The organism is Tsukamurella sp. PLM1, from assembly GCF_023168325.1.
GTDB lineage: Bacteria > Actinomycetota > Actinomycetes > Mycobacteriales > Mycobacteriaceae > Tsukamurella.
Map to the genome: position 1 here is coordinate 1,555,285 of NZ_AP025688.1, position 19,121 is coordinate 1,574,405.

General features: G+C 69.1%; 20 protein-coding genes and 2 pseudogenes. 17 read left to right on the forward strand and 5 right to left on the reverse strand.

The genetic code is table 11. The features are described from left to right. Positions 1-142 precede the first annotated feature (142 nt). The 7 genes and pseudogenes from MTP03_RS08075 (at position 143) to mutM (ending at position 5,850) form a co-directional block, all read left to right on the forward strand. Complete coding sequence (locus tag MTP03_RS08075) at positions 143-1,552, forward strand: MFS transporter (protein WP_248491515.1); 1,410 nt, start codon at positions 143-145, stop codon at positions 1,550-1,552. A 21-nt stretch (positions 1,553-1,573) separates the two neighbouring features. Further along, the gene (gene rsmD / locus MTP03_RS08080) at positions 1,574-2,134 is read left to right on the forward strand and encodes a 16S rRNA (guanine(966)-N(2))-methyltransferase RsmD (RefSeq protein ID WP_248491516.1); all 561 of its coding nucleotides are present in this window, start codon (positions 1,574-1,576) and stop codon (positions 2,132-2,134) included. A gap of 31 nt (positions 2,135-2,165) precedes the next feature. Further along, complete coding sequence (coaD, locus tag MTP03_RS08085; RefSeq protein WP_248492088.1) at positions 2,166-2,603, forward strand: pantetheine-phosphate adenylyltransferase; 438 nt, start codon at positions 2,166-2,168, stop codon at positions 2,601-2,603. 132 nt (positions 2,604-2,735) lie between these two features. Further along, positions 2,736-3,527, forward strand: coding sequence for a DivIVA domain-containing protein (locus MTP03_RS08090; protein ID WP_248491517.1), 792 nt, complete (start codon positions 2,736-2,738; stop codon positions 3,525-3,527). Positions 3,528-3,609: 82 nt separating this feature from the next. Beyond that, on the forward strand, positions 3,610-4,188 hold the full coding sequence (locus tag MTP03_RS08095) for a DUF177 domain-containing protein (protein ID WP_248491518.1): 579 nt from the start codon (positions 3,610-3,612) through the stop codon (positions 4,186-4,188). Beyond that, positions 4,185-4,988 carry a ribonuclease III gene (rnc, locus tag MTP03_RS08100; protein ID WP_248491519.1) on the forward strand — a complete coding sequence of 268 codons (804 nt, stop codon included), beginning with the start codon at positions 4,185-4,187 and terminating at the stop codon, positions 4,986-4,988. Before MTP03_RS08095 ends, rnc begins: the two co-directional genes overlap by 4 nt. Beyond that, positions 4,988-5,850: pseudogene (gene mutM / locus MTP03_RS08105) on the forward strand (bifunctional DNA-formamidopyrimidine glycosylase/DNA-(apurinic or apyrimidinic site) lyase). Before rnc ends, mutM begins: the two are co-directional and overlap by 1 nt. A 203-nt stretch (positions 5,851-6,053) precedes the next feature. Here the strand turns inward: mutM and MTP03_RS08110 are convergent. The 3 genes from MTP03_RS08110 to MTP03_RS08120 form a co-directional block, all read right to left on the reverse strand. Further along, entirely contained in the window at positions 6,054-6,836 is a 783-nt protein-coding gene (locus MTP03_RS08110; protein WP_248491520.1) for a hypothetical protein, read from the reverse strand. A gap of 180 nt (positions 6,837-7,016) precedes the next feature. Beyond that, the gene (locus MTP03_RS08115; protein ID WP_248491521.1) at positions 7,017-7,934 is read right to left on the reverse strand and encodes an alpha/beta hydrolase; all 918 of its coding nucleotides are present in this window, start codon (positions 7,932-7,934) and stop codon (positions 7,017-7,019) included. A 107-nt stretch (positions 7,935-8,041) separates the two neighbouring features. Next, complete coding sequence (locus tag MTP03_RS08120; protein WP_248491522.1) at positions 8,042-9,280, reverse strand: pyridoxal phosphate-dependent aminotransferase; 1,239 nt, start codon at positions 9,278-9,280, stop codon at positions 8,042-8,044. 79 nt (positions 9,281-9,359) lie between these two features. Here MTP03_RS08120 and MTP03_RS08125 point away from each other — a divergent pair, with 79 nt between their 5' ends. Next, positions 9,360-9,791 carry a GntR family transcriptional regulator gene (locus tag MTP03_RS08125; RefSeq protein WP_248491523.1) on the forward strand — a complete coding sequence of 144 codons (432 nt, stop codon included), beginning with the start codon at positions 9,360-9,362 and terminating at the stop codon, positions 9,789-9,791. A gap of 5 nt (positions 9,792-9,796) precedes the next feature. Continuing rightward, positions 9,797-10,834: a PLP-dependent aminotransferase family protein gene (locus MTP03_RS08130; RefSeq protein WP_248492386.1), complete on the forward strand. Its 1,038-nt coding sequence runs from the start codon at positions 9,797-9,799 to the stop codon at positions 10,832-10,834. Here MTP03_RS08130 and arr read toward each other — a convergent pair. Next, positions 10,827-11,249: an NAD(+)--rifampin ADP-ribosyltransferase gene (gene arr / locus MTP03_RS08135; protein WP_248491524.1), complete on the reverse strand. Its 423-nt coding sequence runs from the start codon at positions 11,247-11,249 to the stop codon at positions 10,827-10,829. The genes MTP03_RS08130 and arr overlap by 8 nt on opposite strands. A 25-nt stretch (positions 11,250-11,274) precedes the next feature. Beyond that, the gene (locus tag MTP03_RS08140) at positions 11,275-11,769 is read right to left on the reverse strand and encodes a DUF1648 domain-containing protein (protein ID WP_248491525.1); all 495 of its coding nucleotides are present in this window, start codon (positions 11,767-11,769) and stop codon (positions 11,275-11,277) included. Between the two features lie 113 nt (positions 11,770-11,882). Between MTP03_RS08140 and MTP03_RS08145 the strand changes: the two genes are divergently transcribed. From MTP03_RS08145 to MTP03_RS08180, 8 genes and pseudogenes are all read left to right on the forward strand, one after another. Next, on the forward strand, positions 11,883-12,311 hold the full coding sequence (locus tag MTP03_RS08145; protein WP_248491526.1) for an OsmC family protein: 429 nt from the start codon (positions 11,883-11,885) through the stop codon (positions 12,309-12,311). 24 nt (positions 12,312-12,335) lie between these two features. After that, positions 12,336-12,595 (forward strand): annotated as a pseudogene (locus MTP03_RS08150) (acylphosphatase). A gap of 3 nt (positions 12,596-12,598) precedes the next feature. Next, positions 12,599-13,405 (forward strand): hypothetical protein, encoded by an 807-nt coding sequence (locus MTP03_RS08155; protein WP_248491527.1) that lies wholly within the window; start codon positions 12,599-12,601, stop codon positions 13,403-13,405. Beyond that, the gene (locus MTP03_RS08160) at positions 13,406-14,611 is read left to right on the forward strand and encodes a glutathionylspermidine synthase family protein (protein ID WP_248491528.1); all 1,206 of its coding nucleotides are present in this window, start codon (positions 13,406-13,408) and stop codon (positions 14,609-14,611) included. Beyond that, the gene (locus tag MTP03_RS08165) at positions 14,608-15,066 is read left to right on the forward strand and encodes a DUF350 domain-containing protein (protein WP_248491529.1); all 459 of its coding nucleotides are present in this window, start codon (positions 14,608-14,610) and stop codon (positions 15,064-15,066) included. The genes MTP03_RS08160 and MTP03_RS08165 overlap by 4 nt, the downstream gene beginning before the upstream one ends. Before the next feature lie 10 nt (positions 15,067-15,076). Continuing rightward, on the forward strand, positions 15,077-16,096 hold the full coding sequence (locus tag MTP03_RS08170) for a LacI family DNA-binding transcriptional regulator (protein ID WP_248491530.1): 1,020 nt from the start codon (positions 15,077-15,079) through the stop codon (positions 16,094-16,096). 175 nt (positions 16,097-16,271) lie between these two features. Next, positions 16,272-17,573, forward strand: a complete 1,302-nt coding sequence (locus tag MTP03_RS08175; RefSeq protein ID WP_248491531.1) for an MFS transporter — start codon at positions 16,272-16,274, stop codon at positions 17,571-17,573. Between the two features lie 35 nt (positions 17,574-17,608). Next, a complete protein-coding gene (locus MTP03_RS08180; RefSeq protein WP_248491532.1) occupies positions 17,609-19,105 on the forward strand; it encodes a glycoside hydrolase family 32 protein in 1,497 nt (498 codons plus the stop codon). Positions 19,106-19,121: the final 16 nt, after the last annotated feature.

Here is a 19,121-nt window from a genome sequence, read left to right on the forward strand (position 1 = left end):
CAGGTGAACCGTCCGGCGGGGAAACGGTCGTTGATTGGTGTTAACGTCGAACGCGCGGTAATCACACGTCCGGTGGGCCCAGCAGTGTCTAGCCACAGGCAAGCCCGGTCCGCACGGTGACCAACGCCAGGGGCTGATCTGCATGCCTGATAACTCAACAACACCCGGAAGTTCGCCGCTCTCGTTCGCGGGACTCCAGGAGACGGAGTCGCAGCGAAAGAAGTCGCTGCACAAAGCCATCGGTGCGTCTGCGATGGGCAATTTCACCGAATGGTTCGACTACGGCGTCTACGCCTCGACGGCCGTCTACATCGCGAACGCCCTGTTCCCCGAGAACGGCACGATCGGTACGTTGCTCGGGTTCGCGATCTCGTTCGTCCTGCGGCCACTCGGTGGATTCGTCTGGGGGCCGCTCGGCGACAAGATCGGCAGAAAGGCCGTGCTCGCCACCACGATCCTGCTGATGGCCGGGTCGACCACGTTGATCGCGTTCCTTCCGACCTACGCCGTCGCGGGGTGGCTCGGTGCCGCCCTCCTGATCGTTCTCCGCATGGTGCAGGGCTTCTCGACGGGCGGCGAGTACGGTGGCGCCGCGACCTTCATGGCCGAGTACTCACCGGATCGCCAGCGCGGCAAGTACGGCAGCTTCCTCGAGTTCGGCACCATGTGCGGCTTCGCGGGAGGCACTGCGATCGTCCTGCTCCTGCAGGTCATCCTCTCCGAGGAGCAGATGCAGGACTACGGCTGGCGCATCCCGTTCCTGATGGCGCTGCCGATGGGCTTCATCGGTTGGTACCTGCGTAACCAGATCCACGACAGCCCGGTGTTCGTCGAGATCCAGGACCAGCACGAGAACCAGGATTCGGCGGTCGGCGGGCTCAAGCAGCTGCTCACTCAGCAGTGGCGCCCGATCCTCATCCTCTTCGGTCTCGTGATCGCGCTCAACGTCTCGAACTACACGCTGATCGCGTACATGCCCACCTACCTGCACGGGGCCATCGGCATGGATCCCGAAACCGGGTCCAAGGTACTGCTGGTCGCCCAGGTGATCATGGCCGCGCTGATTCCGTTCTTCGGCGCCCTGTCCGACCGCACGGGGCGCAAACCGATGTGGTGGATCTCGCTGATCGGTCTGCTGGTTCTCGCCTGGCCGCTGTTCCAGCTCATGGAGCAGGGAACCGCCCTGGCGATGCTGGCACTCGTCGTGCTGGGCGTGCTGTACATCCCGCAGCTGGCCACCATTACGGCGACGTTCCCCGCCATGTTCCCCACTCCGGTGCGGTTCGCCGGGTTCGCCATCTCCTACAACGTGGCCACGGCGGCCTTCGGTGGCACCGCCCCGTACGTCAATGAGGCCATGATCGAATCCACGGGTTCCAGCGTGTTCCCCGCGTGGTACATGATGGGCGCCTGCGTGATCGGCCTGATCGCGCTTCCGTTCCTGCAGGAGACGAAGGGCTGCTCGATCCGCGGCACCGAGATCCCGGGCCCGGACACCGACGCCACCCGGCTGGCGCAGATCGAGGAGGCGCGGCTCGCCAAGGCCAGCTGACGGCGCGTTTACAGTGGTGCGATGACCAGGATCATCGCCGGGGCGGCACGCGGGCGCAGGCTCGCGGTGCCGCCCCGCGGCACTCGGCCCACGTCGGATCGTGTGCGGGAGGCGGTGTTCAGCGCGCTGGCCTCCCGCCTCGACTTCGACGGTGCCGCCGTGCTCGATCTGTACGCGGGCTCGGGGGCGCTGGGCCTGGAGGCGCTCTCGCGGGGCGCGGGGAGCGCCGTTCTCGTGGACTCCGATCCCAAGGCCGTGGCCGTGCTCGGCCGCAACGCGCGGGCCGTGGGCCTCGACGGGGCCGAGGCGCACCGTCGGACCGCCAGGGCGTTCCTGGAGCTCCCGGCCCGGCCCTTCGACCTGGTCTTCCTGGACCCGCCGTACGACGTTCCCGCCGACGTGGTCGACGGCGAACTCGCCGCCCTGACCGGTGGGTGGCTCGCACCCGACGCGTTCGTCGTGGTGGAGCGGTCCGCGCGCACCCCTGCGGTCACGTGGCCCGAAGGCCTCGAGTTGGAACTCGCGCGGGATTACGGGGAGACCCGCATCGAGGTGGCCGTCTGGCAGGATCGGGCGTCATGAGCAAGGCGTGCTGCCCGGGTCGTTCGACCCGATGACCAACGGCCACCTGGACATCTTCCGGCGCGCCGCGAAGATCTTCGACGAGCTGGTGATCACCGTGGTGGTCAACCCCAACAAGCAGGGCATGTTCTCGATCGACGAGCGGATCGCGCTGATCGAGGAGAACGTCGCGGACCTGCCCGGCGTCACCGTCGACCGGTGGACGGGCCTGCTCGTGGAGTACGCGAAGGAGCAGGGAGTCGCGTGCATCCTCAAGGGCCTGCGCAACTCGACGGACTTCGATTACGAGCTGCCGATGGCCGGGATGAACATGCACCTCACCGGGGTCGAGACGGCGTTCCTGACCACGGCGCCCCAGTACTCGTACGTGTCGAGTTCGCTGGTCAAGGAGGTCGCGAAGCTGGGCGGTGACGTGTCGGCCCTGCTCCCGCCCAACGTGCAGGCCGCGCTGAGCGCCAAGCTGGCGTAGCCCGCTCGACACGCGCCCGGGCTCGACACGCGCCCGGGCTCGACACGCGCCCGGGCTCGACACGCGCCCGAGCTCGACACGCGGCCGGGGCGGATACCGGCATCGCAGGGGCCCACGCGTCACAATGGGAGCATGTACCGCGTATTCGAAGCCCTGGACGAGCTGGGCGCCATCCTGGAGGAGGCGCGCAGCGTCCCCATGACCGCCGGATGCCTCGTGCCCCGCGGTGACGTGCTCGAGCTCCTCGACGACATCCGCGACGCGTTCCCCGCCGACCTGGACGACGCGCAGGACGTGCTCGATCAGAAGGACCGGCTGATCGGCGAGGCGCGCAGCCACTACGACACCACCGTCTCCCAGGCCAACTCCGAGGCCGACGCGACGCTAAGTCGCTCGCGCGCCGAGGCCGACCGTCTGCTCGCGGACGCGAAGGCCCAGGCAGACCGCATGGTGGCCGAGGCTCACCAGCACGCGACCGGCCTCGTCGCCGAGGCCCGCGCCGAGGACGAGCGCATCCGCCGCGGCGCGCAGCGCGAGTACGAGGCCGTCACGGGCCGGGCCCGGTCGGAGGCCGAGCGTCTGGTGGCCGATGGCAACGCCGCGTACCAGCGTTCGGTGGCCGAGGGCATCACCGAGCAGGAGCGCCTCGTCTCCGAGACCGAGGTCGTGGCCGCCGCGAAGGCCGAGTCGGACCGGATCATCGACGCGGCGCACGCCGAGTCGGACCGCCTGCGCGGGGAGTGCGACGTGTACGTCGACACCAAGCTCTCGCAGTTCGAGGAGGTGCTGGGCGCCACCATGCGGTCGGTGAACCGCGGCCGCCAGCAGTTGCGCACCGCCTCCGGTGTGCACGACTACAGCGACCACGGGGCCGCGGACGGCTACCTCGAGGAGTTCGCGGAATCCCGTGTCGACGCCCGCTGAGAGCGCCCCACCCGCCCGGTGACGTACAATGGGGTGTTTGGCTCGACCAGCCGAACCAACCCGAGACATACCGAGGTCAATTGTGAACGAAACCAGTGCGGCCGTGCGCCAGCCGGCCGGTAAGCCGTACGTCCTCGACGTGCGCGCCTTCGGACGCCGGCCGGGCACCTCTGCGCAGGTGCACCGCACCGTTGCCGCTCCCGAGCGGATCGGGGTCGATCTCGTCGGCATCGACGCCGGTGAGGAGATCGACCTCGACCTGCAGGTCCAAGCCGTGTCCGAGGGTGTCCTCGTGACCGGCACCGTCAGCGCCGATACCAGCGGGCAGTGCGCGCGTTGCCTCGGCGACGTGTCGGGTGCGCTGAACCTGTTCCTCACCGAGCTGTACGCGTACCCGGACAGCGAGACCGACAAGACGTCGGACGACGATGACGTGTACCGCATCGAGGACGATCTGATCGATCTCGAGCAGGCGATCATCGACGCCGTCGGCATGGAGCTCCCGCTCGATCCCACGTGCTCGGACGACTGCCCGGGCCTGTGCCAGGGCTGCGGCGAGAAGCTCGCCGATCTCGAGCCCGGGCACGCGCACGAGCAGATCGATCCCCGGTGGGCCGGGCTCGCCAAGTTCGCCTCCGAGGGCGAGGCCGACGGCAAGTGAGCAAGCGTCTCCCGGTGCCTCCGGCTTCGGATCGTGCCCCGCTGCTGGAAGCGCTGGGCGTCGAGCTCGACGACGAGCTGCTCACCCTGGCGTTGACCCACCGCTCGTACGCCTACGAGGCGGGCGGGCTGCCCACGAACGAACGGCTGGAGTTCCTGGGCGACAGCGTGCTCAGCATCTCCGTCACCGAATGGCTGTACACCACGCACCCGGACAAGCCCGAGGGCGAACTCGCGAAGATCCGCGCCAGCGTGGTGAACATGCACGCCCTCGCGCGGGTGGCCCGCGGGCTGGGGGAGGGCGGCCTCGGCGCGCACCTGTACCTGGGCCGCGGCGAGGAGCTCACCGGTGGCCGGGACAAGGACTCGATCCTGGCCGACGGCACCGAGGCGCTGCTGGGCGCCGTGCACATCGAGCACGGGATCGACACCGCCCGCGAGGTGGTGCTGCGGCTGTTCGAGCCGCTGCTGACCGCGTCGTCGTCGATGGGCGCCGGGCTGGACTGGAAGACCTCCCTGCAGGAACTCGCCGCCGAGCGTGACCTGGGTGCGCCGGCCTACCGCATCTCGTCGACGGGGCCCGACCACGACAAGGAGTTCACCGCCGTCGTCGTGGTGGACGAGAGCGACCTCGGCGAGGGCGTGGGCCGCACCAAGAAGGAGGCCGAGCAGAAGGCCGCTGCGGCCGCGTGGAAGTCGCTGGACTCCGACGAGGCCTCCGATTCCGGGACCGCGGACTCCGGCGCCGAGGCCGGGGTGGGGACCGGTGTCGTGGACGCGCCGGACGCCGAGCCGGCCTGATGCCCGAGCTGCCCGAGGTCGAGGTGGTGCGACGCGGGCTCGTCGACCACCTGGTCGGCCGATCCGTCGTCACCGTCGAGGTGCTGCACCCGCGTGCCGCGCGCCGGCATGCCGCGGGCGAGGCCGATCTCATCGGCCAGATCACCGGCGCCACCGTCGAATCCGCGCAGCGGCGCGGGAAGTTCCTGTGGCTGCCGCTGGCACGCGGCGGCGCCCCGCCGATGCCGCGATCGTGGTGCACCTGGGCATGAGCGGGCAGATGCTCGTGGACGGTTCGGGGAACGAATCGCACCTGCGCATCCGGGCCGCACTGTCCGACGGTGCCGTGCTCCGCTTCGTCGATCAGCGCACCTTCGGCAGCTGGGCCGTGGACCCGCTCGTGGAGGTTTCCGGGACGCTCGTACCGGAATCGGTGGCGCACATCGCCCGTGATCCGCTGGATCCGCTGTTCGACCGCGACGCCGTGGTCCGGCGGATGAAGGCCAAGGACACCGAGATCAAGCGCGTACTGCTGGACCAGACCGTGATCTCCGGCGTGGGCAACATCTACGCAGACGAGGCCCTATGGCGCTCGCAGGTGCACGGACGCCGGCGCGCCTCCGCGCTGACCAAGCCCGCGCTGGGCCGGCTCATCGACGACGCCACCGACGTCATGCGGCAGGCGCTCGATCAGGGCGGCACCAGCTTCGACTCGCTGTATGTGAACGTCAACGGCCAGTCGGGGTACTTCTCGCGGTCCCTCGACGCCTACGGGCGCGACGGTGACCCCTGCCGCCGTTGCGGCACCATCATGCGGCGGGAGTCGTTCATGAACCGCGGCTCGCACTTCTGCCCGAAGTGCCAGCCCCAGCCGCGCCGCTGACCGCGCCGTCGGGCTGACTGCGCTGTGGGATACGGTTCCGGGGCGACACGCCGGTGAACGGCCGCCGGAACCGCATCTGATTCCCCGGGGAGGGAATCGGTCCCGGCACGAGCCGATTGAACGGTGTTGTGGGAGACGAGTGTGTGCTCGGTGATGACCATCAGGCGCAGGTGGATCGACTCGGCGTCTTGCTGCGGTGTCGGCTACTCGAACGGCATCGGCATGGCGTAGTCGAGATAGCTGTCGAGGATCAGCATTTCGATGAGGACCAGTGGCGTGATCCTGCGGCCGGACCTTGAGATCTCGGAATAGTAGAAGAAGGACCCTCCTGCGTATTGCCAGTTATCATTCGAATGGTCCAAGACGGTGAATACCAGGTCGCCGCCCCCGTCGAATACGATCACCATCTGATTGGGGTCGGGAGCGTAAGGTTCGTCCCCTAATAGGCTCTGACGAATATCGTCGGGTGAGCTGTCACCGGTGCGATCTCTCCAGGTGGCAATGTTTTCGAGGGTGGGAATCCCGCCTACGTCGTGCTCAATATCAACGGCGAACCCATTGTGAATCAGAGAGTAGAATCTCTGGAATGATCCGCTCAGTGAACCGTATAAGCGCGAAGCTTCTGTTGTCTCGGGTGTAACTGGATCAAGCCCGAGCAAGTAGTGGCAGTACTCCACGTCGTCGAGGTCATGACCGTCTTCAGGTATGCAGTAGAGTAGTGCTGAGGATGGCTGCCCGTTCTCCTGAATCACATTGACCGGCGCCACTGCAGAATGTGATCGCACGACCCGTCGGAAGTCGCGAAGATCATCGGGCAGAACCAGGTCCAGATGGTCGGCAACGATGTGCGCATTGACTCGAGCGTCGCTTCCCAGAGCACGCCACCATTGGTTTGCGTACGAACCAGGATGAGCGGTCTCCACGCTGGTTGCAACGCGCTCGCTGAGGTTGCCGGAAATTCGGTCAACCAGTTCAGTGATATCCATGGCTCCTCGCCTTCCTCTCGATTCGTTGAGCCAGAACGCGCGATGACGAGACTTCCGCCGGCGCTTCCGGGCTCACCCGCGCCGCTGACCGCGCTGTCGGGCTGACCGCGCTGTTGGATTCGGTTCCGGCGGGCGACACGCCGGTGAACGGCCGCCGGAACCGCATCTGAATCGCTGGGGTCACCGGGCGGTTCCGGTGTTGCGGAGCCATGTGTCGATGGCGAGAGCAGCGGTGCGGCCCACGGGCGTCGGATGATTCGAGAATCCGTGCGGTACGTCCGGATAGATCCGCAGCGCGATGTCGTTGCCGGCGGCTGACAGGCGCGCGGCCATCAGCAGGTTGTCCGGCAGCACGACGTCGTCAGCGCCGACGACCATCAAGGTGGGCGGCAGGCCGCGCAGGTCCCCGTATGCGGGCGAGACGTCGGGGGCGGCGCGGTCCTCGACGTGGCCGGCGTACGCCTCGACGAAGTAGTCGTCGACGACGACCGCTCCGGAGGGGCAGTGGGCGGTCAGGTCGTAGGTGCCGGCTTCCAGGACCGCGCCGTGGAACGCGCGGACGGTGCCGTCGTCCCGGAGCCGCAACAGGGTAGCCGCGGCCAGGGTCGCGCCCGCGGAGAAGCCGCTGAGGAGGAGTCGGTCCGTGCCGAATCGGATGCGCGAGTGCGTGATCAACCACTCGGCGGCCGCGGCACAGTCGTCCGGGGCGGCCGGCCACGGATGCTCGGGGGCGAGGCGGTAGTCGACGCTGATCACGACGAGCCCCGTGGCGTCGGCGCGGCGCACGTTCCTCTCGTCGTCGGCCACGGCAGAGCTCAGGTAGAAGCCGCCACCCGGAAGGTGCAGGAGGACACCGGTGATCGGACGGTGTCGTGGCTCGATGATCCGGACCGCGACGGTGCGCCCACCCACGTCCAGCTGCGCCGCCTCCGCTCGACTGGACCCGATGATGCGTCCGTCGCGCGACGCTCGTGCGCGCACCACCTCGGCGTGGCTCGTCATCGCCGAGACCACGGGCCTCGCCGCGTAGAACTCCCTCGTCGCCGCTGCGTCCGCCTTCGACACCGATTCCGCGAGACTACACACCGCGAAATCCATGCGAGCAGCATACTTCTCCGCCATTGGATACGGTTCCGGCGGGCGACACGCCGGTGAACGGCCGCCGGAATCGCATCCGAATCTGCGCCGGCGGGCCGGCGGCGGTGTCAGGCGGCGCGGCGGCGCCGGCGCTCGAGGAAGTCGCCGATGGACGATACGGCCCGCTCCAGCACCGCGGCGTCGGGCAGGCACACGATCCGGAAGTGGTCAGGCGCAGGCCAGTTGAACCCGGTGCCGTGGGTGACGAGGATGTGTTCGGTCCGCAGCAGGTCGAGCACGAACTCCTCGTCGTCGACGATGCCGAATTCCTCCACATCGAGCCGCGGGAAGCAGTAGAGCGCGCCGCGTGGGGCCACGCAGCTCACACCGGGGATCGCATTGAGTGCGTCCGCGGTCAGCGCGAGCTGTTTCTCCAGGCGCCCGTCCGGATCGACGATCCCGGCTGGCAACGACGAGCCGGGAGATCCTGCGCCGAGCGCGGTCTCGATCGCGTGCTGCCCGGCGACGTTGGGACACACCCGCATGTTGGACAGCAGTGTGATGCCCTCGAGCAGATCGCCCGCGCGGTCGAGCGGCCCCGTCGTCACGACCCAGCCGGCGCGGTAGCCGCACACGCGGTAGGCCTTCGACAGCCCGCCGAACGTCAGGCACAGCACGTCGTCGCCGGCCGCCGCGGCGGCGTAGTGGTGCCGCGCCTCGCCGAACACGAGCTCCTCGTAGATCTCGTCGCTCAGCAGCACCAGGCCGTGGCGCCGCGCGATGTCGGCCATGCCGCGCACAGTCTCCGCGCTGTACACGGCGCCGGTCGGGTTGTTGGGGTTGATCAGCACGAGCGCCGTGGTCCGCGGCGTCACCTTCGACTCGATGTCCTCGAGCGACGGGTTCCACCCGTTCGCCTCGTCGGCCAGGTAGTGCACCGGCACGCCGCCGGTGAGGTTCACTGCGCCCGTCCAGGTGGGGTAATCCGGTGCGGGCACGAGGATCTCGTCGCCCGGATTCACCAACGCCTGCAGCGTGAGCGTGATGAGCTCGCTGACGCCGTTGCCCAGGAACACGTCCTCGGCCGAGATGTCGAGGCCGGCGCGCCGCCGGTAGTGTCCGGCGACGGCCTCGCGGGCCGACGGGATGCCGCGGGAGTCCGAGTACGCCTGCGCCGCGCCGAGATTGGCCGCCACGGCGCCGACGATCTCGTCGCGGGCGTCGAGCCCGAACGGTCGCAGGTTGCCGAGGTTCAGGCGCAGCACGTCGTGGCCCTCCCGCTCGAGGCGCATCGCCTCGGTGAGGATCGGGCCGCGCACGTCGTAGCGCACGTCGCGGAGGCGGTCGGACTGCCGGTACGTGGTCATGGCGACCATTCCACCGCGCAAGAGGTTCAAGTGAAAGGTCCACTTCGGTCGATTCGACGGGTCCACTTAGACTCGTCGCATGGCTCGCACCGCCCGTCCCGGATCGCTCGTCCTCGGCGAGGTGACCGGCGCCGCCGATCTGGTGGGGGCGATCGTCGAGCGGATCGCCGACGGCGCCCTCGCCGACGGTGACCGGCTGCCGTCCACCCGCGCCCTGGCCGAGCAGACCGGGGTGTCGCGGGGCACCGTCGTGCGCGCGTTCGACGAGCTCGCGGCGGCGGGTTTCGTCGTCTCCGCGCGCGGTTCCGGCACGCGCGTGAGTGCGGGCGCGGGGCAGGCGGCCCGGGCGGGGGCGCGCACGCGGGGCGGGTCCGACGGTGCGCCGGTCCCCGTCGCGCAGCCGCGTGCCGGACGCTCGCCGCGGGATCTCCGGCCGGGATCCCCGATGCCGGCCTGGTGGATCCGCGGGCCTGGCGCCGGGCGGTCCGGGCGGCCACGGCCGAGGGGATGACCGGTGTGAACCCGTGGGAAGAGCCCAGCCCCATGCTGCGGGCGGCGCTCGCCGGGCACCTGCGCCGGCACCGCGGCATCGCCGACGCTGACCCGTTGCTCTTCGACAGCTCGCGCTCGGCGATCGCCGCGCTGTGCGCCGCCGTCGTGGCCACCCGCGACGGTGACCGTGGTGATGCCCGCAGCGACAACGGTGCCGCCCACCGCGACGGCCGCACCCGCGCGCGCACCGTCACCCTCCATGCAGAGGACCCCGGATACCGGGGTGCGCTGCTGGTGGCCCGCGACCTCGGTCTCGACGTGCGCCTGCACCCGGCCGACCCGGACGGTCTCGACGCGCGCGCGTGCGGCGCCGAGGCCGCGATCGCGTTCACCACGCCCGCGCACCAGTACCCGCTGGGCCACCGCATGAGCGTGGAGCGCCGGGTCGCGCTGGTGGAGTGGGCGCGCCGCACGGGGTCGCTGGTGATCGAGGACGACTACGACGGCGAGTACCGCTACGGGGTCGCGCCACTGCCGGCGCTGGTGACGCTTCCGGGCGCCGACGAGCACGTCGCCTACGTGGGCACGTCGTCGAAGTCGGTGGCCCCGGACCTCCGGGTGGCGTGGTGCCTGCCGCCCGCGGCGCTGCGCCGGCCGCTCGAACGGTGGCTCGCCGTGCACCGCCGCGGACCGTCGGCCCTGCCCGCGGACGCGCTGGGGGAGTTCATCGGCTCCGGCGCGATGGACCGGCACCTGGCGCGGTCCGCGCGCGTCTACAGCGATCGACGCGAGCGGCTGGTGACCGCGCTGGTCGAGGAATGCCCGGGTCTGGAAGTCATCGGCGTGGAGGCCGGCCTGCACCTGGTGGTCCTGCTGCCGCGGCACGACGACGAGGACGTGGTCCGCGCTCTCGACGTGGCGGGTTGGAGGACCCGATCACTGACGAGCCAGTGCGCCGGACACCGGGTCTCGGGACTCGTGCTCAGTTATGCGCGGCTGGTGTCCCGCGACGCCCGCGCCTTCGCGGTCGCCCTGCGGGACGTGCTGGCCGGCGCTAGTTGATGATCTCGCCGCGGTCGGCGGGTGATTTCGAGACGATGGTGTCGCGCCACATCTGCAGCGCCTCGGGCGTCAGCCGCGTCCAGTCGTGCACCTCGGCGACGACACGCAGCGGCTCGGTGCTGCGGAATGAGCGGGTGGGGTTGCCGGGGAACTTCTTGTCGGTCACGTTCGGGTCGTTCTCGAACGCGCCGGTGGGTTCCACCTCGTAGACGCGCGGGGCGGCACCGTCGGACTGGAGTTCGGCGGCGAGCTCCGCAGCGAGCCCCGCGCCGTCCCGGAGGGCGGTGAAGTAGATGTGGTTCATCACCACGTCGGGCCGGTAGTTGGAGCGGAAGCCGGCGCTGAGCAGCTCGCCCGGCCGCAGATCGGCAGTGGTGCCGTGGAAGAACGGTCCGTCATCGAGTGCGTCGGCCATGGGTCGAGGGTAGCGGCCGGCGGGGCTACGACGCGCGCTTCGGCGTCCGCACCAGCACCCAGACCATGTGCGCGACGCTGGCCAGGACCAGGGCGAGGAAGACCCAGGTCGAGACGGCGAGAACGGTATTCGGCCCGGAGCTGACGATCGTCCCCACCACGGTGATGCTCAGCAGGAGCATCACCCCGGTGCCGATCAGCAGCATCGAGCGCTCGAGGATCGCGTCGAACTCTCCGCGGTGCTCCGGCGTCAGCCAGTAGGCCCGCGCGCCGGGCGGCAGGTTGATCAGCGAATCGGGGATCGCGGGAGCGCACTTCGCGAGCAGGCCGAACAGCACGGCGACCCCGCCGGCCACGGCCGCGTTGATCGCCAGCGCCGTGCCGCGCGGGGAGAACGCATCGCCCTCGCCGCTCGCGTTCCAGTGCGTCGGGAACGGGTCCGGGCCCGACGATGCCGCCCAGGCCAGCGACGCAGCGCACGCGATCACGGCTCCGAGGAACACCCACCACCGAGGTCTCATGTTCGCAATGCTACAGATCTGGTATCGGACGCGGAACCGGCGGGCGACTCGCCGGTGTTCGACCGCCGAAACCGTGTCCGATCCGCGTGAGTACCGCGCGGTAGATTGGCGGCATGGCTGATTCGCAGGCACCGTCCACCGAACTCTGGGTCGAGCGCACCGGCGTGCGCCGGTACACCGGCCGCAGTTCCCGCGGCGCCGAGGTGCTCGTGGGCTCGGCGGACGTGGAGGGCGTGTTCACCCCCGGTGAGCTACTGAAGATCGCGCTGGCCGCGTGCACCGGCATGGCCACCGATCTGCCGCTCGCCCGGCGCCTCGGCGACGACTACGACGCGACCGTCCGAGTGTCCGGCGACGCCGACCGCGAGAACGAGGTGTACCCGGAGCTCAACGAGGTCCTGGAGCTGGACATGTCGGAGCTGGACGAGGCGGCGCGGGAGCGGCTGCTCACGGTGGCCCGTCGCTCGGTCGACCAGGTGTGCACGGTCGGCCGCACGATCAAGGCCGGCGCGACGGTCAACCTCGACATCACCACGGAGTAGCTCGTGGTCGAGGAGCAGGCCCGGATGACGGCGTGGGTGCACGGCCACGTGCAGGGCGTCGGATTCCGCTACTGGACCAAGACCCAGGCGCTGGAGCTGGGGCTGGTCGGGTACGCCGCCAACCAGCCGGACGGCCGAGTGCGGGTCGTGGTGGAGGGAAGCCGCGAGGCGTGCGACACTCTGCTCGAACGTCTGTGGTCGGGCGACTCGCCCGGCCGAGTGGACGTGGTGGTGGAACTGTACGGCCCGCGCGCGGCGGGCTCCCGGTCTTCGAGGAGAGGTGATCGATGCAGCCGCCCGTACCTGAGAACCGCCCATCCGGCTACATCCCCGGCCCGGAGGCCGACTATCTCCCGCCCACCCCGGGCCTGCCGCCGCAGGTGAACCTGCCCGGCACCGTCGAACCGCCGCGGCGGCCGGGGCGCATCCGGGAGCAGGACGAGAACACCACCGCCCGCCCCGAGTCCGTGGCCGAGGCGCGGGCCCGGCAGCGGGCACAGCGCCAGCGGGCCGAGGATCAGGCGCGCGAGGCTCAGGAGGCCGCGGAGGCAGCGCGGAAGAAGTCCCGCAGGCGCAAGCAGATGATCGGCGCCGGTGTCGGCGTGGGCGTCGTGGGGGCGATCGCCCTGCTGTACGTCGCGATCCCGGACAACGACGGTGCGCGCAACGTCAACACCCAGACCGCGTACTGCACGGCGAACGGCGAGGTGGTGGCCGATAGCTACTGCTCGAGCGGCACGTACAATCCCGTCACCGGCTTCATTCTGCTCAACGGCATGAGCTACCGCTACAACTACGGCGGTACCTATAGCAACGGCCGGCTCACCGGCGGTACCTACGACCGGCCGACCAACACGGCGTTCCGCACGCGGTCGGGTACGGCGGTGGACCCGGCGAAGACCACGTCGTTCGGGTCGAGCGGGCAGACCAACGCCGGCAGCAAACCCGCTCCGCCCGCGGCGAATTCGGGCAGCTCGACGAAGGGCGGCAGCAACGCGGGGAGCAGCAGCGGCCGCAGCAAGAACATCGACCGCGGCGGCCTCGGCGCGTCCAACAAGGGCAGCTCCGGCGGCTCGAAGTCGAGCGGCTCGTAGATGCGGCGCATGCGGGGAACGCCCCGCGAGGGATGGCAGCGCACCGTCGAATCGCAGGGTCTGGTGTTCGGCACCCCCGCCCGCGACGGCGCAGGCGGCAGCCGGAACTACTGGGACGAGTCGGTGTTCTACGAGTTCGACATGGACGAGGTGCTCGCCCTCGAGGCCCAGGTCGAGGTGTTGCACTCGATGTGCCTCAAGGCCGTTGAGAACGTCATCCTCACCGAGCGGTACGCCGACTTCGGCATCCCCGAGTGGGCATGGGGCCCGATCGAGGAGTCGTGGAAGCGGCAGGACCCGCACGTGTACGGCCGGTTCGACCTGCGCTACGACGGCCGACGGCCCGCGAAACTGCTGGAGTACAACGCCGATACGCCCACCTCGCTGCTGGAAGCTGCTGTGGTGCAGTGGTACTGGTTCCAGGACACCGTGCCGGACAAACGCTCCTGGGACGAGGGCGGCTACGACCAGTGGAACTCGCTGCACGAGGCGCTGGTCGCGCGCTGGGGCGAGGTCCGCAACGTGATCCCGCCGTCGGAGCTGCACTTCACCTGGTCCGGCGCGGACGCGACGGGCGAGGACCACGTGACCACCGGCTACCTGCAGGAGACGGCCGCCGAGGCCGGGTTCGACACCGTCGGCCTGCCGATCGAGGACATCGGCTGGGATCACGACCTCAAGACCTTCGTCGATCTCGAAGACGCCCCGATCCATTCGGTGTTCAAGCTCTATCCGTGGGAGTGGATCCTCGAGGACGACTTCGGTAAGCGGGTCGTCGAATCGATCCCCGCCACCACGTGGATCGAGCCGCTGTGGAAGGCGATCCTCTCCAACAAGGCGATCCTCGCGGTGCTCTGGGAGATGTACCCCGACCACCCGAACCTGTTGCCCGCCTTCATCGACAGCCCCGGATTCCTCACCGAGTACGTGAAGAAGCCCAAGCTCGGCAGGGAGGGCGCGAACCTCACGATCGTGGACTCGGGCCGCGAGACCGCGACGGGCGGCGTCTACGGTGCCGAGGGCTACGTGTACCAGATGTTCGACCCCCTGCCCGAATTCGACGGCTACCGTCCCGTGATCGGCGCCTGGGTCGTCGGCGACGAGTCCGCCGGGATCGGCATCCGCGAGACCTCCGGACTCATCACCGACGACGGTGCCGCGTTCATCCCGCACCGCATCACCCCGAAAGGCACGACCGCATCATGAACACGACCCTCCTCGCCGCCGCCGACCTGGGCACCCTGGGCAAGGGCATCGGCGCGATCTGCCTCTACGCCCTGGTGGGCCTCGTACTGATGGTGGCCGGTTTCTACGCCGTCGACCTCTCGACGCCCGGCAAGCTGCGCGACCTGGTGAAGGCCGGCAAGCCGAACGCCACCTACATCACCGGCGCGGGCATGCTTTCGATGGCGTTCATCATCGTGGTCGCGATCTACGCGAACTACACCGGCGGCGGCGACCTGTGGGCGGGCATCGTCTACTCCCTGGTGTACGGCGTGGTCGGCATCGTCGCGCAGATCGTGTCCGTCCGCGTGTTGGACCTGGTCACGGGCGTGGACATGGACGAGCTCATGTACTCCGAGGTGTTCCTGCCGCAGGCCCGCGTGATCGCGGCGTCGCACGTGGCGCTCGGCCTGATCGTGGCCATGGCGGTGCTCTGACGGTCGCGTCGTGAAGCAGCACCGAGTCACCCTCGCTGACGTCGCCCGGGAGGCGGGCGTCTCGGTGACGACGGTGTCGTTCGTGCTCTCCGGGCGGGAGGGCATGCGGATCACCGAGTCCACCGCCGACCGGGTGCGCGCCGCGAGCGAGCGGCTCGGGTATCGGCCCGACCTGGCGGCCCGGAGCCTCCGGGCGCAGTCGACGATGACCCTCGGACTCGTTTCCGACACGATCGGGTCCGAGCCCTACGCCGGGTACATGGTGCGCGGCGCGATCGAAGAGGCGTCCGCGACGTCACGGATGGTCATCCTTGCGGAGACCGAAGACTACTCGTCCGACGGCGCGGATCTCGTGGAGGCGATGCTCGACCGGCGGGTGGACGGTCTGATGTACGGAGCCATGTACACCCGCGAGGTCGTGCCGCCCGCGCGACTCTCCACCGTCCCGCACGTCTTCCTCAATTGCCTGCCCGACAAGCTGACGGGACCGGCGGTGATCCCCGACGAGATGACCGCGGGGCGGACCGCCGCCGGCGCACTCCTGCGCGCCGGTCACCGCGACGGGATCCACCACGTCGGCGGCCGGCAGATATCCGCACTGCATCCCGACGGGATCTACGCGGGTCACCAGCGTCTGCGGGGGATCGAGGAGGAACTCGCGGCCGCTGGGATCGAACTCGCGAGCACAGTCGAGTGCGAGTGGATCCCGGAGGAGGGCCGCCGGGTGGTGGCCGCGCTGTTGAAGTCGACGATGCCGTCGGCCCTGATCTGCGCGAACGACCGTACGGCCTTCGGAGCGTACCAGGCGCTTTCTGACGCCGGACTGTCTGTGCCGCACGATGTTTCGGTCGTCTCCTTCGACGATTCCCAGCTCGCCGGTTGGATGCGGCCGGGCCTCACATCGGTCGCCCTGCCCCACCGTGAGATGGGTGCGCGCGCGGTCGACCTGCTCGTCGCCGGAGATCTGGTCCCCGTCGTCCACGAGGTGCCGATGGCGCTCGTGGAGCGGGGTTCGATCGCGCTCCGCTGAGCCGACGTCGCGGTCCGCGGGAGTGAGAAGTGAGAAGGGCGCTGGGGCGATCCGGCTGTTAAAACGATTCACTAAATCGTTTAACCTCTTGTCAGCGTGCGTTCATCGTTGTAGTCTTCGTCACATTCAGGCGACGGCGGTCGGCTGTATCACAGCGAGAGTTTGGAACACCCGCATGGCATCGTTCACTCAGGCCTTGAAGAACAGGGCCTACCTACATTCTTCGGTCACCTTCCTGCTGTTCTTCGGCTCGTGGGGCATCTGGTGGTCGTTCTTCTCCCCGTGGCTCCTCAAGAGCCCGGAGGAGGGCGGCCTCGGCCTCACCGGCGCGGAGCAGGGCACGGTGTACTCCACCAACTCGATCGCCGCACTGATCGTGATGTTCGTGTACGGCACGGTGCAGGACAAGCTCGGGCTCAAGCGGCACCTGGTGATCCTGGCCTCGGTGGCGATGGCGGCCGTCGGCCCGTTCTTCATCTTCGTCTACGAGCCGCTGCTCAAGAGCTCGTTCATGCTCGGCGTGATCGTGGGCGCGATCTACCTCTCCTTCGGCTTCCTTGCCGCCGCGGGCCTGCTCGAGGCCGTCAGCGAGCGCACCAGCCGACGGTTCGGCTTCGAGTACGGTCAGGCCCGCATGTGGGGCTCCTTCGGCTACGCGATCGTCGCCCTGGTGGCCGGCTTCCTGTTCTCGATCGATCCGCACCTGAACTTCATGGTCGGCTCCGCCTTCGGCATCGCCTGCCTGCTGGTCCAGATCTTCTGGAAGGACGAGACTCCTGCCGAGGCCGCGACGCACGTCGAGCCGAGCACTCCGTCCCTGAGCGAGATGGCCGCGCTGCTGAAGATGGGCCGACTGTGGAAGATCATCCTGATCGTCTTCTGCACCTGGACCTTCTACACCGTCTACGACCAGCAGATGTTCCCCGACTTCTACACCCACCTCTTCAGCGACGTGAAACAGGGCGAGCAGGTGTACGGCGTTCTCAACTCGGTCCAGGTGTTCCTGGAGGCCGCCATGATGGGCGTCGTCCCGATCCTCATGCGCAAGGTGGGTGTGCGGAACGTCCTGCTGCTCGGCTTCACCGTGATGACGCTGCGCATCCTGGGCACCGCGATCTTCAGCGACCCGATCATGGTCTCGATCGTCAAGATGTTCCACGCCCTTGAGGTGCCGCTGTGCATCCTCGGCGTCTTCCGCTACTTCACGCTGCACTTCAACTCGAAGCTGTCGGCCACGCTGTACATGGTGGGCTTCCAGATCGCCTCGCAGGTGGGCGTGGTCATCCTCTCGCCGCCGTTGGGCGCACTGCGCGACGCCATGGGCTACCAGACCACGTTCTTCATCATCTCCGGCATCGTCGCGGTGGCCAGCACCGTCGGGTACCTCATCCTCAAGAAGGACGACGAAGAGGTCGACGGCGATCCCTTCTACCGAGACGGCCAGGAGCCGCTCGACACCGCCAAGGCCGACGCATGACGAGCATCCACGGCACGGAAGCGAACGGAGAGACCATGAACGGCAGGGACTTGACCGGGGTGACCATGGAAGCGGAACTGGCACGCGCCGAGGCCGCGGTGGCAGCACTGGCCGCGGGACGCGGGGACCGGTGGTACCCGCTGACGCACATCGCCGCGAACGCCGGCTGGATCAACGACCCGAACGGCCTGTGCTACTTCGGCGGCCGCTACCACGTGTACTTCCAGCACCATCCCTACAGCGCGCAGTGGGGCCCGATGCACTGGGGCCACGTGTCCAGCGCGGACCTGGTCACGTGGCGGCACGAGCCGATCGCGCTGGCGCCCAGCCTCGAGGAGGACCGCGACGGCGTCTTCTCCGGTTCGGCGATCGTCGACGGCGACGACCTGGTCGTCTTCTACACCGGCCACCGCTGGCGCAACGGAGTGAACGAGGACGAGGGCAACCTCCAGGTCCAGTGCGTCGCGCGGTCCACGGACGCGATCACCTTCGTCAAGGAGGGCGTGGTCGTCACCGGTCCGCCGGAGCTGCCGCACTTCCGGGATCCGAAGGTCTGGCGCATGGGCGAGACCTGGTACATGGTCTTCGGCGTGTGCTCGGCCGACGAGCGCGGCGAGGTCTGGCTCTACACCTCCACCGACGGTGCCGCGTGGGAGTTCGACCGCGTCGTCTTCCGCGATCCGGACCCGAACGCCTTCATGCTCGAGTGCCCGGACATGTTCCCCCTCGGCGACAAGTGGGTCATCGTGTACTGCCCGATGGGTCCCAAGCCGCAGGGCTACGGCCTCCGCAACGGGCACAACGCCGGCTACGTGGTGGGGGACTGGGCGCCGGGCGAGGACTTCGTCCAGCTCACCGACTACCGGCCCGCGGACTGGGGCGGCAACTACTATGCGCCGCAGAGCTTCACGGCACCGGACGGACGGCGCATCGCCTTCGGCTGGATGGGCGGCTTCGATCATCCGATCGTCTCGCAGCGCGACTCCTGGTGCGGCCAGCTCACCGTGGCGCGGGAGCTCACGCTCGCCGACGATCTCCGGGTGTGCGCGATGCCGGTGGCCGAGTTCGCTCAGCTACGCACGGCCACCGTCGACCTCGGGGAGGTGACGATCGGGCGCGACGAGGAGCTGACGCTCCTTCCCGACCTCGACGCCGCAGACATCGAACTCACCGTCTCACTGGCCGACGGTGACGCGGAGCGCGTCGGTATGGTGCTGCGCACCGAGACCGGCAACGAGATCCTCATCGCCTACGACGATCTCGCGCAGCGGGTGCTGATCGACCGCCGGCGCGCCGGGTACGGCGAGCGCGGCTATCGGGCCGCGCCGTTCGACGGCGACGCCCTGCGGCTGCGCATCGTCGTGGACCGCGGATCCGTCGAGGTCTTCGTGGGCGACGGCGCGGAGTGCGTGAGCTCGCTCGTCTTTCTCGGCGAGGGTGTGCGCTCGGCGATCCTGTTCGCGGAATCGGGCACCGCGCGGTTCACGCAGGCCACTGCCCATCGTCTCGGGTCGATCTGGGAGGACGCGTAGCCGCGTCGGGCGGACG

Excerpts from the sequence above, each read along its gene's own strand:
- MTP03_RS08120 (WP_248491522.1), bottom strand. The coding sequence starts at position 9,280 with ATGACCACGTACCGGCAGTCCGACCGCCTCCGCGACGTGCGCTACGAC.
- coaD (WP_248492088.1), top strand. The coding sequence starts at position 2,166 with ATGACCAACGGCCACCTGGACATCTTCCGGCGCGCCGCGAAGATCTTC.
- arr (WP_248491524.1), bottom strand. The coding sequence starts at position 11,249 with ATGGCCGACGCACTCGATGACGGACCGTTCTTCCACGGCACCACTGCC.
- MTP03_RS08175 (WP_248491531.1), top strand. The coding sequence starts at position 16,272 with ATGGCATCGTTCACTCAGGCCTTGAAGAACAGGGCCTACCTACATTCT.
- MTP03_RS08160 (WP_248491528.1), top strand. The coding sequence starts at position 13,406 with ATGCGGCGCATGCGGGGAACGCCCCGCGAGGGATGGCAGCGCACCGTC.
- MTP03_RS08090 (WP_248491517.1), top strand. The coding sequence starts at position 2,736 with ATGTACCGCGTATTCGAAGCCCTGGACGAGCTGGGCGCCATCCTGGAG.
- MTP03_RS08140 (WP_248491525.1), bottom strand. The coding sequence starts at position 11,769 with ATGAGACCTCGGTGGTGGGTGTTCCTCGGAGCCGTGATCGCGTGCGCT.
- MTP03_RS08110 (WP_248491520.1), bottom strand. The coding sequence starts at position 6,836 with ATGGATATCACTGAACTGGTTGACCGAATTTCCGGCAACCTCAGCGAG.
- MTP03_RS08125 (WP_248491523.1), top strand. The coding sequence starts at position 9,360 with ATGGCTCGCACCGCCCGTCCCGGATCGCTCGTCCTCGGCGAGGTGACC.
- MTP03_RS08075 (WP_248491515.1), top strand. The coding sequence starts at position 143 with ATGCCTGATAACTCAACAACACCCGGAAGTTCGCCGCTCTCGTTCGCG.
- MTP03_RS08155 (WP_248491527.1), top strand. The coding sequence starts at position 12,599 with ATGCAGCCGCCCGTACCTGAGAACCGCCCATCCGGCTACATCCCCGGC.
- MTP03_RS08115 (WP_248491521.1), bottom strand. The coding sequence starts at position 7,934 with ATGGATTTCGCGGTGTGTAGTCTCGCGGAATCGGTGTCGAAGGCGGAC.
- rsmD (WP_248491516.1), top strand. The coding sequence starts at position 1,574 with ATGACCAGGATCATCGCCGGGGCGGCACGCGGGCGCAGGCTCGCGGTG.
- MTP03_RS08145 (WP_248491526.1), top strand. The coding sequence starts at position 11,883 with ATGGCTGATTCGCAGGCACCGTCCACCGAACTCTGGGTCGAGCGCACC.
- MTP03_RS08180 (WP_248491532.1), top strand. The coding sequence starts at position 17,609 with ATGAACGGCAGGGACTTGACCGGGGTGACCATGGAAGCGGAACTGGCA.
- MTP03_RS08165 (WP_248491529.1), top strand. The coding sequence starts at position 14,608 with ATGAACACGACCCTCCTCGCCGCCGCCGACCTGGGCACCCTGGGCAAG.